13 protein-coding genes are annotated in these 13,397 nt (G+C 72.2%); 6 read left to right on the top strand and 7 right to left on the bottom strand.

What is annotated here, in order from left to right; genetic code table 11:
• Nucleotides 1-229: 229 nt before the first annotated feature.
• From AB0D10_RS22745 to mscL, 4 genes are all read left to right on the top strand, one after another.
• On the top strand, nucleotides 230-1,714 hold the full coding sequence (locus tag AB0D10_RS22745) for a potassium/proton antiporter (protein WP_360259233.1): 1,485 nt from the start codon (nucleotides 230-232) through the stop codon (nucleotides 1,712-1,714).
• Between the two features lie 404 nt (nucleotides 1,715-2,118).
• On the top strand, nucleotides 2,119-3,504 hold the full coding sequence (locus AB0D10_RS22740; protein WP_360259231.1) for an MFS transporter: 1,386 nt from the start codon (nucleotides 2,119-2,121) through the stop codon (nucleotides 3,502-3,504).
• Between the two features lie 138 nt (nucleotides 3,505-3,642).
• On the top strand, nucleotides 3,643-3,930 hold the full coding sequence (locus tag AB0D10_RS22735) for an FmdB family zinc ribbon protein (RefSeq protein ID WP_360259228.1): 288 nt from the start codon (nucleotides 3,643-3,645) through the stop codon (nucleotides 3,928-3,930).
• 732 nt (nucleotides 3,931-4,662) lie between these two features.
• Nucleotides 4,663-5,082, top strand: a complete 420-nt coding sequence (gene mscL, locus AB0D10_RS22730) for a large conductance mechanosensitive channel protein MscL (protein ID WP_360259226.1) — start codon at nucleotides 4,663-4,665, stop codon at nucleotides 5,080-5,082.
• Nucleotides 5,083-5,100: 18 nt separating this feature from the next.
• On the opposite strand, the gene AB0D10_RS22725 is transcribed toward mscL, so the two are convergent.
• The gene (locus tag AB0D10_RS22725) at nucleotides 5,101-5,409 is read right to left on the bottom strand and encodes a hypothetical protein (protein WP_360259223.1); all 309 of its coding nucleotides are present in this window, start codon (nucleotides 5,407-5,409) and stop codon (nucleotides 5,101-5,103) included.
• Between the two features lie 144 nt (nucleotides 5,410-5,553).
• Nucleotides 5,554-6,525, bottom strand: a complete 972-nt coding sequence (locus AB0D10_RS22720; protein WP_360259220.1) for a sigma-70 family RNA polymerase sigma factor — start codon at nucleotides 6,523-6,525, stop codon at nucleotides 5,554-5,556.
• 422 nt (nucleotides 6,526-6,947) lie between these two features.
• Here AB0D10_RS22720 and AB0D10_RS22715 point away from each other — a divergent pair, with 422 nt between their 5' ends.
• Complete coding sequence (locus AB0D10_RS22715) at nucleotides 6,948-7,895, top strand: phosphatase PAP2 family protein (protein ID WP_360259218.1); 948 nt, start codon at nucleotides 6,948-6,950, stop codon at nucleotides 7,893-7,895.
• 42 nt (nucleotides 7,896-7,937) lie between these two features.
• Nucleotides 7,938-8,819, top strand: coding sequence for a carbon-nitrogen hydrolase family protein (locus tag AB0D10_RS22710; RefSeq protein ID WP_360259215.1), 882 nt, complete (start codon nucleotides 7,938-7,940; stop codon nucleotides 8,817-8,819).
• Nucleotides 8,820-8,932: 113 nt separating this feature from the next.
• Here AB0D10_RS22710 and AB0D10_RS22705 read toward each other — a convergent pair whose 3' ends face one another.
• From AB0D10_RS22705 to AB0D10_RS22685, 5 genes are all read right to left on the bottom strand, one after another.
• Entirely contained in the window at nucleotides 8,933-9,304 is a 372-nt protein-coding gene (locus AB0D10_RS22705) for an FtsX-like permease family protein (protein ID WP_360259378.1), read from the bottom strand.
• Between the two features lie 121 nt (nucleotides 9,305-9,425).
• Complete coding sequence (locus AB0D10_RS22700) at nucleotides 9,426-10,460, bottom strand: IS481 family transposase (protein WP_360259213.1); 1,035 nt, start codon at nucleotides 10,458-10,460, stop codon at nucleotides 9,426-9,428.
• A gap of 251 nt (nucleotides 10,461-10,711) precedes the next feature.
• On the bottom strand, nucleotides 10,712-11,485 hold the full coding sequence (locus tag AB0D10_RS22695) for a hypothetical protein (RefSeq protein WP_360259211.1): 774 nt from the start codon (nucleotides 11,483-11,485) through the stop codon (nucleotides 10,712-10,714).
• Nucleotides 11,486-11,539: 54 nt separating this feature from the next.
• Complete coding sequence (locus AB0D10_RS22690) at nucleotides 11,540-12,301, bottom strand: ABC transporter ATP-binding protein (protein ID WP_360259209.1); 762 nt, start codon at nucleotides 12,299-12,301, stop codon at nucleotides 11,540-11,542.
• Between the two features lie 85 nt (nucleotides 12,302-12,386).
• Nucleotides 12,387-13,394 (bottom strand): MsnO8 family LLM class oxidoreductase, encoded by a 1,008-nt coding sequence (locus tag AB0D10_RS22685; RefSeq protein ID WP_360259207.1) that lies wholly within the window; start codon nucleotides 13,392-13,394, stop codon nucleotides 12,387-12,389.
• Nucleotides 13,395-13,397 lie beyond the last annotated feature (3 nt).

Raw genomic sequence — 13,397 nt, 5'->3', positions numbered from 1 at the left:
CGGTCCTGACTTCGGGGCGGGCGGGCGTGTCCAGGGCCAGCGGCCGTGACAGGGCACCACATTAGGCCGAGTCGGCCGGGCACTGTGAACGGGGGACCAAGCTAAAGGTATGGCAAAATGTTAGACTGAGTAACGATCCGCAAGGGGAGCATTGACGCCTTCTTGACGGGTCGACCTCACCGCACTGCCAGACACCCCGCCCGCCCATGCCTGCCCGAGGTGCCCCTGCGTGAACGTCTCCCATCTGAACCAGCTGCTTCTCGAAGCCTCCGTGATCCTGCTCTTCGCGGTGGTCGCCGTCCGGATCTCCACCCGATCAGGGCTGCCCAGCCTGCTGATCTATCTGGGGATCGGCGTGGCACTGGGCCAGAACGGGATCGGCTTCACCTTCAACAACGCCGAACTCACCCAGGTGATCGGCTACGCGGCGCTCGTGGTGATCCTGGCCGAGGGCGGCCTCAAGACCAGCTGGCGCGAGATCAAGCCGGTGATGCCGGCGGCCACCGTGCTCGCCACCGTCGGCGTCGGCGTCAGCGTCTTCGCCACCGCGGCCGGCGCGCACTGGCTGGTCGGCCTGGACTGGCGGACCTCGCTGCTGCTCGGCGCCATCGTCTCCTCGACCGACGCCGCGGCCGTCTTCTCGGTGCTGCGGATGGTCCCGCTGCCGCACCGGCTCACCGGCCTGCTGGAGGCCGAGTCCGGCTTCAACGACGCGCCCGTCGTCATCCTGGTCGTCGCCTTCGCCACCACCGGGGAACTGGACCCCTGGTACGTCATGATCGGCACGATCGTCGCCGAACTCGCGATCGGCGCGGCGATCGGCTTCGCCGTCGGCAAGATCGGCGCGTACGGGGTCAAGCGCGTCGCGCTGCCCTCCTCGGGCCTCTACCCGATCGCCGTGATGGCGCTCACCGTGCTCGCCTACGCGGGCGGCGCACTGCTGCACGGCTCCGGCTTCCTCGCGGTCTACATCTGCGCGGTGATCCTCGGGAACTCCAAGCTCCCGCACGGGCCGGCCGTCCGCGGCTTCGCCGACGGACTGGCGTGGATCGGGCAGATCGGCATGTTCGTGCTGCTCGGCCTGCTCTGCACGCCCGCGACCATGGGCTCCGCGGTGGTGCCCGCGCTCGTCATCGGCGGCGTACTGGTCTTCCTGGCCCGGCCGCTGTCCGTGGTGGTCTCGCTGACCCCCTTCAAGGTGCCGGCCCGCGAGCAGGCGCTGCTGAGCTGGGCCGGGCTGCGCGGGGCGGTGCCCATCGTGCTGGCCACCATCCCGGTGGTGTCGGGCGCGCACAGGGCCGAGGACGTGTTCAACATCGTCTTCATCCTGGTCGTCGTCTTCACCCTGCTCCAGGGGCCGACCCTGCCGTGGGTGGCCAAGCAGCTGAAGATCGGCGAGGGCGCGATGGGCCAGGACATCGACATCGAGTCCGCCCCGCTGGAGAAGCTGCACGGGCACCTGCTGTCGGTCGCCCTCTCCCCCGCCTCCCGGATGTCCGGCGTGGAGGTCAGCGAACTGCGGCTGCCCAAGGGCGCGGCGGTCACCCTGGTCGTGCGCGAGGGCAACTCCTTCGTGCCGGACAAGGCTACGGTGCTGCGCGGCGGGGACGAACTGCTGGTGGTCACCACGGACGAGGTCGGCGAGGTCGCGGAGCGGCGGCTGCGGGCCGTCGACAAGGGCGGCAAGCTCGCCGGGTGGCTCAACGGGCGGTAGCCCGGGGCGCGCGCGGGAGCCGGAGGGGGTCCGCGGGGGGCCTGGGTCTCCGGAGGTCCCGGGGCTCCGGGGCTCCGGGACTCCTGGGCTCCCCGTGCGTGTGAGGCGCCTGGGGTTCCCGGGGCCTCCAGGGCTTCCGGGGCGCTCGGGGAAGGGGCGGCTAGCGGGATCTACGCGCGTAACTGTATGCTGGTTCGACCACGCCGTATAACCACCGCTAGACCACCCCCAGCATCTGCCTGACGCAGAGTTGGCGCGACCGCTCGGCGGCCGCGGTCCGACCCCGGTAACCACACCGGGCCGACCCGGTATCTACCCCGGTCGACGCGCGAGAGGACGACTCTCGGCGCCGTCGGGGCCACCCCATGCCCTGCCGCGCTACCAGGCAGCAGGAAGGACCGACCGTGACGGCCCGCCGAACGGTCGACACCTCCGCGGACAGCACCGCGGACACCACCGCAGCCCAGGCCCCCGCCCGCGTCGGGTACGGCGAACTGCTGCGCACCCCCGGGGCCTGGACCTTCCTGGCCCCGGCCCTCGTCGCGCGACTGCCCTACGCGATGCTCAGCATGGGCATCCTGCTGCTCGTCACCCGGACCCACGGCTCGTACGGCACCGCCGGTACCGTCACCGCCGTCGCCGCCGTCGCCCAGGCCCTGATCGGGCCGCAGACCGGGCGACTGGCCGACCGGTACGGACAGGCCTCGGTGCTGGTCCCGACCGTCCTGGTGCACGGGGCCTCGGTCGGCGCGCTGATCGCGCTGGCACTGGGGCACGCCCCCGCCTGGAGCCTCTTCCTGGCCGCCGTCCCGGCCGGTGCGAGCGTGCCGCAGATCGGCGCGATGGTCCGGGCCCGCTGGGTGGCCCGGTTCACCGCGGACGGCCCGTCCGAGGCCTCCGCGGCCCGGGTGAGCACCGCCTTCGCCTTCGAGTCCGTGACGGACGAGTTCACCTTCGTGATCGGCCCGATCCTGGCCTCCGGCATCGCCGCGATGGCCAGCCCGGCGACCGCCCTGGTCGCCGAGGCCGCACTGACCGTCGTCGGCGGCCTGGCCTTCGCCGCCCAGCGGCGAACCGCCCCCGCCCGGATCGTGCCGCAGCCCGGCACCAAGCGCGTCTCGGCGCTCGCCTCGCCCGGCGTCCGGCTGCTCGCCGGCTCGATCCTCGGGGTCGGCGCGGTCTTCGGCGGCATGCAGGTCTCCGTGAACGCCTTCGCCGACTCCGTCGGGCAGCACGACGCGGGCGGCACCGTGTACGGGATCTTCGCGGGCGGCTCGATGCTGGCCGGCGTGCTGTACGGCGTGATCGCCTGGCGGCGGCCGGTCCAGCAGCGGATGCTGTTCAGCTACGCACTGCTGGTGCTGGGCTGCTCGACGCTGTGGGCGATGCCGAACCTGGTCGCGCTCACCGTCGCCGGACTGGTCTGCGGCCTGGCCATCGCGCCGACCCTGATCAGCGGCTACACCCTGGTCGAGACGCTGGTCGCGGACGGCGCCAAGACGGAGGCCTTCACCTGGCTGACCGGCGCCATCGGGCTGGGCCTGGCGGTCGGCTCGATGGTGGCGGGCAAGCTGATCGACGGGCACGGGCCGTCCACCGGGTTCCTGGTGCCGCTGATCGGCGCCGGGCTGGGGCTGGTCGCGCTGTTCTCGCTGCGACACCTGCTGGTGGCGCCGGGTTCCGCCGCCGGTCCGGTCGCGGATTCGGTCGCCGGCCCGGTCGCGGATTCGGTCGCCGGCTCCGCCGAGCGCGGGGGTGCTGCGCAGCTGGTGGGCGCGGCCAAGGGCTGAGCGGGCGGTGGTTCGCGGCCGATCCCGGGCCGACGGCGGGGCCGATCTCACACCGGAGTCGCTGGACTGATCCCGCGGAATGCCGCATCATTGACCATCGTTAGCACTCATCAGGCGAGAGTGCCAGGAGGAAGACAAGTGCCCACGTACCAGTACCAGTGCACCGAGTGCGGCAACGGCCTGGAGGCGGTGCAGAAGTTCACCGACGAGGCACTGACCACGTGCCCCGACTGCCAGGGACGGCTTCGCAAGGTCTTCTCGGCCGTGGGTGTCGTGTTCAAGGGATCCGGCTTCTACCGGACCGACAGCCGCTCCTCCTCCAGCAGCACCGTCAGCTCCGGGTCGTCGTCGACCACGTCGACGCCGGCCCCCGCGTCGGGCACGGGCTCTTCGGCCCCGGCCAGCCCGGCTCCGGCCGCGAGCTGACCCCGGCGCCGGGACCGCTCCGGACGCCCAGCAGTCCTCGGCAAGGCCCGTCGGCCCCGCGACCACGCGGGGGCGGCGGGCCTTGCCGCGTCTCGGCCCCGGCTTTCGCTTCCGGCCTGCGTTTCCGGCTTTCGTTTTACGGCTTTCGTTTTCCGGCTTTCGCTTCCGGCTTCGCTTCTTCCGGCTGTGCGCCCTGCCTGGGTTTCCGGCCTACGCGTCCGGGCCTGCGCGTCCGGGCCTCCGCTCACGGCCCGCTCTCGTCACCTTCAACGGGTCGGATTGACTCGTGTGGGCGTACGAATTCGTCCACAGGGGCGGGTTTTCCACAGGCTGGGGAAACGGCTTTCCGATGCCGCCCGGAGCGCGCATCGTGTGGTTCGTCGGCCGGCCCGCCCCGGGCCGACCGCCGGACCCTCCGGAGGTGCGTCGATGACGACCGCGAGCTTCTCAGTCCCCCTGCCCGCCCCCACCGTGCCGCCCCGGCAGGAGGTGCCGAGCTTCCCCCCGATCCGGCGCGGCTGCGGTGGGTGGCACCGCTGGCGCCGGGCGGTCCGCCGACGGGCCGGGGTGCCGGCGCTGGTACTGCTCGCGGTGGCGGCCGCGCTCGCGCTCGGGCCCGCGCGGGCCGGGCTGCCGCCGCCCGGCGGGGGCGCTCTGGGCCGGACGGGTTGTCAATCCGGAGCCGCCGAAGATCACCCGTAACCCCGGAACGACTCCGTCGTTCGAGGCGGCATGAAGGGCTTCAAGGAATTCCTGCTGCGTGGAAACGTCGTCGAACTCGCCGTCGCCGTGGTCATCGGTGCGGCATTCACCAACATCATCAACGCCTTCGTCAAGGGCGTGATCAATCCGATCATCGGGGTATTCGGAACGAAGGACCTGGGTGCCTACAGTTCCTGCCTCAAGGGGCCCTGCGAGGTGGGCCCGGCCGGTGAGGTCACGTCCGGAGTCCTGATCCTGTGGGGATCGGTGCTCAGCGCCGCCCTGCAGTTCCTGATCACCGCAGCCGTCGTCTACTTCGTTCTGATCGTGCCCATGATCAGGATGGCGGCCCGCCGCAAGTCCCCCACCGAGGCGGCTGCGGAAGCCGAGGCCAAGGAGGTCCAACTGCTGACCGAGATCCGCGACGCGCTGGTCGCGCCGCTGCGCTGACCGCCCCTTCCCGTTCCCCTACCCGTGGTGCGGCGGGCGCTGACTCAGGTACCAGTCCAGCCCCCGCCCACCGCTCCCACCGGCCCCGGAACGCTCGCCCCAGCCGGCGTCGGTGTCGTCCCGGGACTGCTGGTCCAGTGGGTCCCGGAAGACCAGCCCGGTCTTGGCCGCGGGCTTCGCCTGCGGCTCCCGGTCCTGCTTCCGGTCCTGGTCCTGGCCGCAGTTCCCACCCTGGTCGTGGTTCCCACCCCGGTCCTGGTCCTGGTTCTGGTCCTGGTCCTGGTTCTGGCCGCGCTCCGTCGACCCTTCCCGTCCCTGCTCGTTCACCCTGTCCACTCCGTCGTTCGCCTCGTCCTGTCCGCCTCGTCCTGCCCCTCCAGCCTAAGAGCCCGCGGCACGCCCCGGGCCCCGGCGCGGATCGATCCGCGCCGGGGCCCGGATGGGGCTCGGCAGGCCTGTCCGGCGGCGCGGTCAGGCGGCTTCGAAGCCCGCGTGGTCGGCGATCTTCTTCAGCTCGGCCAGCGCGTGCTTCTCGATCTGGCGGATCCGCTCGCGGGTGAGGCCGTGCTGCTTGCCCACCTCGGTGAGGGTGCGCTCACGGCCGTCCTCCATGCCGTAGCGGGAGCGGATGATCGAGGCCGTGCGGTCGTCCAACCGCCCGATCAGGTCGTCCAGTTCCTCACGCCGGAGCATGACCATCACGGCGTCCTCGGGAGACGTCGCCCCGGTGTCCTCGACCAGGTCCCCGAACTGGGTCTCGCCCTCGTCGTCCACCGACATGTTGAGGCTGACCGGGTCGCGCGCCCAGTCCAGCACGTCCTTGATGCGGGCCTCGGTGGTGTCCAACTCGGCCGCGATCTCGGCCGGCTCGGCCTCCCGGCCCAGTTCCTTGGACTTCTCGCGCTGCACCCGCCGGATCCGTCCCAGCTCCTCCACCAGGTGCACGGGCAGCCGGATGGTGCGGGACTGGTCGGCGATGGACCGGGTGATCGCCTGCCGGATCCACCACGTCGCGTACGTGGAGAACTTGAAGCCCTTGGCGTAGTCGAACTTCTCGACGGCGCGCACCAGGCCCGCGTTGCCCTCCTGGATGAGGTCCAGCAGCGGGAGGCCGCTGCGCGGGTACCGACGGGCGACCGCCACCACGAGGCGGAGGTTGGAGCGGATGAAGACGTCCTTGGCGCGCTCGGCGTCGGCGGCTATCGCCTCCAACTCCTCGCGCGTGGCGCCGTCGGGGAGTCCGTCCTCGTCCAGCAGGTGCTGGGCGTACACCCCGGCCTCGATCCGCAGCGAGAGCTCGACCTCCTCGGCGGCATCGAGCAGGGGCGTCCTGGCGATCTCGTCGAGGTACATGCCGACCAGGTCGCGGTCGGCCTCAAGGTTGGTCGGGCGGGCCGCGCGAGTCCGGTCGGCCCTGTCGCGAACGACGGCACGGGTGGCCATGCTTGCTCCCTTTGCTGGTGTTGCCGAGGTCTGCCTGCCTGCCCGGAGGGCAAGAAGTGCGGGCCCCACGGGGCTCACACGTAACGATCCAACGAACAGATTCCGGACAACATTCCCAAGTCACTCCGATTCTTCCGCGTGATGCAGTATCCTGCTGGTTTTCACTCCGACTTTGGACGCTCGGTGACCACCCGGGCACCTCCCGTGTCCACGCGCGACCACTCCCGGAGCGGTTTCTTCACCCGACCCTCACGCCCCCGTCGCCTACCCGTTGAACCCGCGAACAGCCGTGCGCGTTCCCGCACGCCGCTCGTTTCCGCCCGCGCCCGCGCCCCGGCGCACGCAGGACCTCCGCACAAACGATGCCGAATCGCTATCGCTGCAGCTCCTGATCGGCACAGGACACTGGGAAGGTGTCAGCCATGCACCTGACCAACAGCACGACGTCCGTCACTGCGCGTAGCCGAAGCCTCTTTCGGGATGCCGCGGTCGCGCTGGGCTGTGCCGCGCTGTTCGGCCTCCTGGCGACTCTGGTGACGGGCCACTGGCGCCCGCTGATCCGCTTCGACCAGGAGTGGATCAGCGAACTGCACATGTACGCCCGGGAACACCGGATCTGGACCGCCTCGGTGCAGACGCTCTCCGACATCGGTGGCACCGTCACGATGCGTACACTCCTCGGGATCGCCGCCGCCTGGCTCTGGTTGATCGGCGCACGGGTGCTGGCCGGCTGGGTCGCCGCCCAGACCCTCGTCGGCTGGGGCGCCCAGTGGGCGCTGAAGGCGGCCTTCGACCGTGGACGGCCCTCCTTCTCCGACCCGGTCTCGCACGCCGGCGGCCCGGCCTTCCCCTCCGGTCACGCCATGGCCTCGACGATCACCTGCGCCGTCCTGGTCGGGCTGCTCTGGTACCGGGTCCAGCGCCGGGGCCGGACCGCCGCCTGCGCGGTCGCGGTGGCGACGGTGCTGACGATCGGCTGGACCCGGGTCGCGCTCGGCGTGCACTGGCCCAGCGACGTGCTGGGCGGCTGGCTGGCCGCCGGAATCGTGTTCGGCGCCGTGACCACCGCGATCGAGCTCTGGCGGCCCGGCGCCCTGGCCCGCGACGTCCGGCGGGTCAACTGGCGCACCAGGCCCAGGGTCCAGCGGGTCATCGTGCCCTCCGTCCGGCCGCCCCGCACCCCCGATCCGCTGGCCGACGCCCCGCTGGACGACCGCGTTCCGACCGATCCGGGTCCCGCCGACGGCGGCGCCCAGGGCAGTGGCGCCCAGGACTCTCACGCTCAGGACGGCGGCGCCCAGGACGGCGGGGTTCCGGGCGACGGTGCGCTGAGCAGGACCGCCGATCGACGGAGCGGAAGCGCCGACTGAGTCACCGCCACCTGGGCGGGGCCGTCCGATAGCGTGACCGTCATGTCCACCACCCCCGTTCCCGCCACCACCACCGGACTCCCCGGACTCCCCGGGCGGCCGCTGCGGATCGCCACCGTCCAGGCCCAGGCCGTGGCCGGCGACATATCCGCCAACGCCGCCCAGGCCGCCGAGTTGATCCGCGAGGCCGCCGGGGCCGGTGCCCGCCTGGTGCTGTTCACAGAGAAGTTCCTCTCCGGGTACGAGCCCGACCTGATCCGCACCGACCCGCTCAAGTACGCCGTCCAGCCCGACGACCCGCGCCTCGCGCCGATCGCCGACGCGTGCCGCGGGACGGGGACCGTCGCCGTCGTCGGCGCCGCCGTGCAGGACGGTGCCGACCTGCTGATCTCCGCCCTCGTCATCGGCGCGGACGGCAACGTCGTCACCCGCTACGACAAGCAGCACCTCTTCAAGTCCGAACGCGACCTCTACCGCCCCGGGACGGCCGGCTGCACCCTGGAGCTGGACGGCTGGCGGCTCGGTCTCGGCGTCTGCTACGACTCCGGCTTCCCCGAGCACGCCCGCGCCGCCGCGCTCGACGGCTGCCACGCCTACCTGGTCGGCGCGCTGTTCAGCACGGGCCACGGCTACCACGAGTCCCGGGTCTGGTTCCCCGCCAGGGCGCTCGACAACACCCTCTACACGGTGCTCGCCAACCACATCGGCCGCACCGGCCCCTGGCAGACCTGCGGCGCCAGCGCGGTCTGGGGGCCGGACGGCCGCCTGATCGCCGAGGCGAGCGAGGACCGCCGCGAGGTCGTCGTCGTCGACCTCGACCCCACCGTCCTGCGCACCACCCGGGAGTCGGAGACCCTGCTCGCCGACCTCGCCCTCGCCACCGGACGCCCCGCCGCGGAACGCACCCGGTTCCGCCTGGCCTGACCCGGACGGGCGGCCCGCCCCGGTGCCGGCCGCCTCCGCCGGTCGGGGCGGGAGTCGGCGCCCGGTGGGACCGGTAACCGGCCGGGTCGGAGCCCGGTGGAACCGGGCTCCGGTCAGGACGCGCTCATGGCGGCCACGGCCGCCATCCGGCCGACGCGGCGCACGGGGAGGACGGCCGCGGCGAGGCCGGTCAGCACGGTCAGGGCCAGGGCCGCCAGGACCAGCAGCACCGGCGGGCCGGCCACGGTGCCGACGGTCGAGGTGACGGAGCGGGCGGCCGCCCAGCCGAAGGCGATGCCGAGCGTGGTGCCGACGAGGGCGCCGGCCAGGGAGAGCAGGACGGCTTCCAGGGTGAGCATCCGGCGCAGTTGACGGCGGGACATGCCGATGGCGCGCAGCATGCCGATCTCGCGGGAGCGCTCACTGATGCCGAGCATCAGGGTGGCCGCCATGCCGAGGCCGGCGATGGCGGCGGAGAAGGACAGCAGGGGCCATGCTGACGGCCGTCATCCGGTCCAGCAGGGCCCGCAGGGTGTCCGCCTGCGCGGCGGTGTCGGTGACGATCACCTGGGGGTGGTCGGCGAGGGCGATCAGTCCGTGGACGGATCAACGGGCCCGCAGGCTCCTCCCCGAGAGGTAGGTGTTCTGTCCCGTGAGGTTGGGGATGCGGCTGGCGGGTGGCTTGCCTGCGAGTGCGGTGTGTCCGCGGTGGTGATTGTAGGTGTGGAGCCAGTCGGGGTAGGCGTCGCGGCGTTCCTGTTCGGTGCGGTAGGGCCGGGCGTAGGCCCATTCGTCGAGCAGGGTGCGGTTGAAGCGTTCGACCTTGCCGTTGGTCTGCGGCCGGTAGGGCCGGGTGCGGTTGAAGCGTTCGACCTTGCCGTTGGTCTGCGGCCGGTAGGGCCGGGTGCGTTTGTGCGTGATGCCCTCGGCGGCGAGGGCATCACGCCAGGCGTGTGACTTGTAGCAGGCGCCGTTGTCGGTCAGCACCCGCTGGACGGTGATCCCGGCCCGGGCGAAGAATTCGTTCGCCCGGGCCCAGAATGCGGCGGCGGTCTCCTTGCGTTCGTCGGGGAGGATCTCGCTGTAGGCGAGGCGGGAGTGGTCGTCGACGGCGTTGTGCAGGTAGCTGTATCCGGCCCCGGAGCGGGTCCTGCGGCCGGCCTGGCGGCCCAGGTACCTGTGGCCGCCGCCGTCGGGGATGTTGCCGAGCTTCTTGATGTCGACGTGGACCAGCTCGCCCGGTGCGGCGCGTTCGTAGCGCCGCACCGGGCGGCCGGTGGCGCGGTCGAGGTGCGCGAGTCGGGCGAGCCGGTAGCGGGTCAGGACCCGGTGCACGGTGGCCGGGTTGAGCCGCAGCAGGTAGGCGATGCGGGCCGGTCCCCAGCGGCGCAGGACGCGGACCTTGACGATCCGCCGTTCGGTGCGGGTCGGGGTCCGGCGGGGGCTGCGGTGCGGGCGGCTGGAGCGGTCGGTCATGCCGGCCTCACCGAGCGCTCGGTAGCGGTCGGCCCAGCGCTTCGCGGTGGTCGGCGAGACCTGGAAGCGCTCGGCCGCCCGCCGCAGTGGCCAGCCGTCCTCGACGACGCAGCGGGCCAGGCGCAGGCGTCCGGTCTCGGTCAGCGGTGCGTTACGGTGTGGCATGAGGGCCTTTCTGGGAGCCGGTGCAGATGTCGCAATCCACACCGAGCCAGAAGGCCCTCACTCATTTCAAGATCACCACGCCGTGAGCCCCGTCACCAACCTCCGTGGTCAGTACAGGTAGGGCGCCCCTGAGGCCGGCCGTTTCGTCAGCCTCGGCGGTCCGGGAGCGCCGCAGCCCGCGGGGCGTGGTCTCGGGGAACGCCGAAGGCCCCCACCGGGTCCGGTGGGGGCCTTCGCGGGGTCGGGGCCGGTCAGGCCTTGCCCGGGAGCGTGCGGACGGTGCGCCAGGCGTAGGCGAGCAGCAGGGCGGTCAGTGCCAGGAACACGGCGCCGGTCACCAGCTGGGCCTCCCAGAAGTGGCTGTTCGCCTGGTACTCGACGGCCGTGCCGCCGTCCGCCAGCCGGGTCACCGAGGTCTGGTGGCCGTCCAGGACCGCGATCTGGTAGTCCGACACGGTCCGGCCGAAGGTGGCGGTGGTGGTCGGCGCGATCGAGGTCGCCAGCTTCGGCATCAGCAGGGTCATCGCGATCTGCGCGATGAGGCTGATCCCGATGGCCGGGACGGCCCGGCGGGTCGCGGCGGCGGCGGCCAGGCCGGTGGCGATCGCGCACAGCGAGCTCAGCACCAGGTAGGGGCCGTGGGTGCTGAGGTAGGCCTCGCTCATGTGGTCGTGCGCGACGAAGACCGGGCGGTGCATCCCGCTGACCATGACGGCGCCGGTGAGTGCCAGTCCGGAGACGACGGCGGCGAGGATCGGGAGGGCGGCCCGGCTGAAGAACCAGCGCGAGCGGGTGGTGCCCTGGGTCCAGGCCCAGACGCTGGTGCCGGTCTCGAACTCGCGGGCCAGCATGGGCGCGGCCCACACGACGGCGAGCAGGATGGCGAGGTAGGGCGCCAGGCCCTGGGTCATTCCGCTGCCCGGCTTGCTCGACAGCTCCCAGTAGCTGGAGGGGAAGTAGAGCAGCAGCGCGACGCCGGTGACCAGCAGCGGCAGCCGGTCGAGCCGGAGGGTGTGCCGAAACATCTGTGAGCCTTGCCTTTCGGGGTCGATCGGCTGTCGGACCAGCCGGCCGTGGGGTCAGTCCGCGTCGCGCGGGGCGGCCGTCCCGGCCTGGGCGCCGCGCAGGGTGCCGAGCACGATCTCGGTGAGCGAGGCCGAGTCGGGCGCACTGCCGCCGTTCGCCCGCACCCGTTCGGCCAGGCCGTCGACCGGCCCGTCGAGCACGATCCTCCCGCCGGCGAGCACCAGCAGCCGGTCGCAGACCGGTTCGAGGTCGCCGATCACGTGTGAGGAGAGCAGGAAGGAGCGCCCGCTGGCGGCCGCGATCTCGCGCAGCCGGGTCGAGACGTCCTCGCGGGCGAGCGGGTCCAGGTCGGCCATCGGCTCGTCGAGCACCACCAGCGGCGACCGCTTGGCCAGCGCCACCGCGAGCGCGACCTGGGTGTGCTGTCCGCCGGAGAGGTCCTGGCAGCGCCGGGCGAGCGGGATGCCGAAGTTGTCCAGCCAGTCCCGTGCGAGCCGGACGTCGAAGCCCTCGTTGAGCGCGGCCGCGTACCCGAGGATCTCGCGCACCCGCAGCGCCCGGTACAGGGGCCGCTCCTGGGAGAGGTACGAGACGGCCGGGGGTTCGCCGAACACCACGTCCTTGCCGGCGATCTCGATCCCGCCGGCGCTGCTGCGGTCCAGTCCGGCGATCAGCCGCAGCAGTGTGGACTTCCCGGCGCCGTTGAGCCCGACCAGGGCGGTGACGGACGCCTCCGGCAACTCGAACTCGCAGTCCCGGAGCACCCAGGTGTCCCCGTAGCTCTTCCCTACGCCTTTGGCTTGAAGCACCATCATGCGCGCGCCCACCCCATGAGCTCTTCCCCCGTTGCGCGTGCACCGCAATTCCCGGGCCAATTTCGACATGTGCACGACATTTCGACTATATACCAGCGGTCCCAACAGGGTCCAGGCTCACCAGGCCGCCCTCCGAGGCTAACTGACGTTTCATCATCTGGCCGACCAACTCGAACACGCGAACCCGGAGAGCGAGTTCGGGACAGGCCGTGGTGACCACCAGTTCGTCCGGCCGATAGGCGTCGACCAGTTCCGATACCTTCCCGCCGACCTCCTCGGGCACACCCGCCAACACCGCGAAGCCGTCCGGAGAGGCCACCGCGGGCCGGTATTCCCGGAGTTCGCGCCAGGACGGCAGGACCCCGGCGGGCAGGGCGGACCCCCGCCCGGGATCCGCGATCCAGTCCACCAGCGAGCGCAGCGCCCGGGCGTCCCGCGGATCCTCGGCGACGGCCGTCCGGACGCAGACGCCGACCCGGGGTTCACTGCCGAACGGACCGGGGCGGAACTCCTCGCGATAACGCTCGACCACCTCCGGGCGGAGCTCTCCGTGGACGAACTGGGCGAAACAGAAGGGGAGTCCGTGCCGGGCGGCGGCCAGTGCCCCGCCCGTCCCGGATCCGGTCAGCCAGAAATCCGGTCGCCCGGATTCCGGAAGTGAATGTTCCGGCCCCTCCGAGGTCAGGATCCGCAGCAGTTCCGCGAGCTTCTCCTCGTACGGCGCCTCGCCCTCGCACGCCAGCCGGCGGCTCACCGCGGGGACCGCCCCCGGGCCGCGACCCACCCCGAGGTCGATCCGGCCCGGGAAGAGCCGCTCCAGCAGGTTGAAGGTGGTCGCCACCTTCAGCGGCGCGTAGTAGGGCAGCAGCACCGAGGCGGTGCCGACCCGGATCCGGCCGGTCGCCGAGGCCGCGGCCGCCACCAGCACCTCGGGCGAGCCGCAGCCGCCCGAGACGCCGTGGTGCTCCGCCACCCAGAACCGGTGGTAGCCCAGACGCTCCGCCGCGACGGCCAGTTCGACCGCCTCCCGGGCGGCCCCCGCCGGGCCGCTCCCGTCGTAGATCATCACCTGGTCGAACGCTGTGAGCTTCATCGC

The organism is Kitasatospora sp. NPDC048545 (genome assembly GCF_040651155.1).
Lineage (GTDB): Bacteria > Actinomycetota > Actinomycetes > Streptomycetales > Streptomycetaceae > Kitasatospora.
The sequence above is the reverse complement of the archived record's forward strand: the minus strand, read 5'-3'. Positions and strand labels throughout refer to the sequence as shown.

Bases quoted from the DNA above. Each gene is read 5' to 3' on its own strand.
- AB0D10_RS22690 (WP_360259209.1), bottom strand. From the start codon at position 12,301: ATGATGGTGCTTCAAGCCAAAGGCGTAGGGAAGAGCTACGGGGACACC.
- AB0D10_RS22715 (WP_360259218.1), top strand. From the start codon at position 6,948: ATGCACCTGACCAACAGCACGACGTCCGTCACTGCGCGTAGCCGAAGC.
- AB0D10_RS22700 (WP_360259213.1), bottom strand. From the start codon at position 10,460: ATGCCACACCGTAACGCACCGCTGACCGAGACCGGACGCCTGCGCCTG.
- mscL (WP_360259226.1), top strand. From the start codon at position 4,663: ATGAAGGGCTTCAAGGAATTCCTGCTGCGTGGAAACGTCGTCGAACTC.
- AB0D10_RS22685 (WP_360259207.1), bottom strand. From the start codon at position 13,394: ATGAAGCTCACAGCGTTCGACCAGGTGATGATCTACGACGGGAGCGGC.
- AB0D10_RS22710 (WP_360259215.1), top strand. From the start codon at position 7,938: ATGTCCACCACCCCCGTTCCCGCCACCACCACCGGACTCCCCGGACTC.
- AB0D10_RS22720 (WP_360259220.1), bottom strand. From the start codon at position 6,525: ATGGCCACCCGTGCCGTCGTTCGCGACAGGGCCGACCGGACTCGCGCG.
- AB0D10_RS22695 (WP_360259211.1), bottom strand. From the start codon at position 11,485: ATGTTTCGGCACACCCTCCGGCTCGACCGGCTGCCGCTGCTGGTCACC.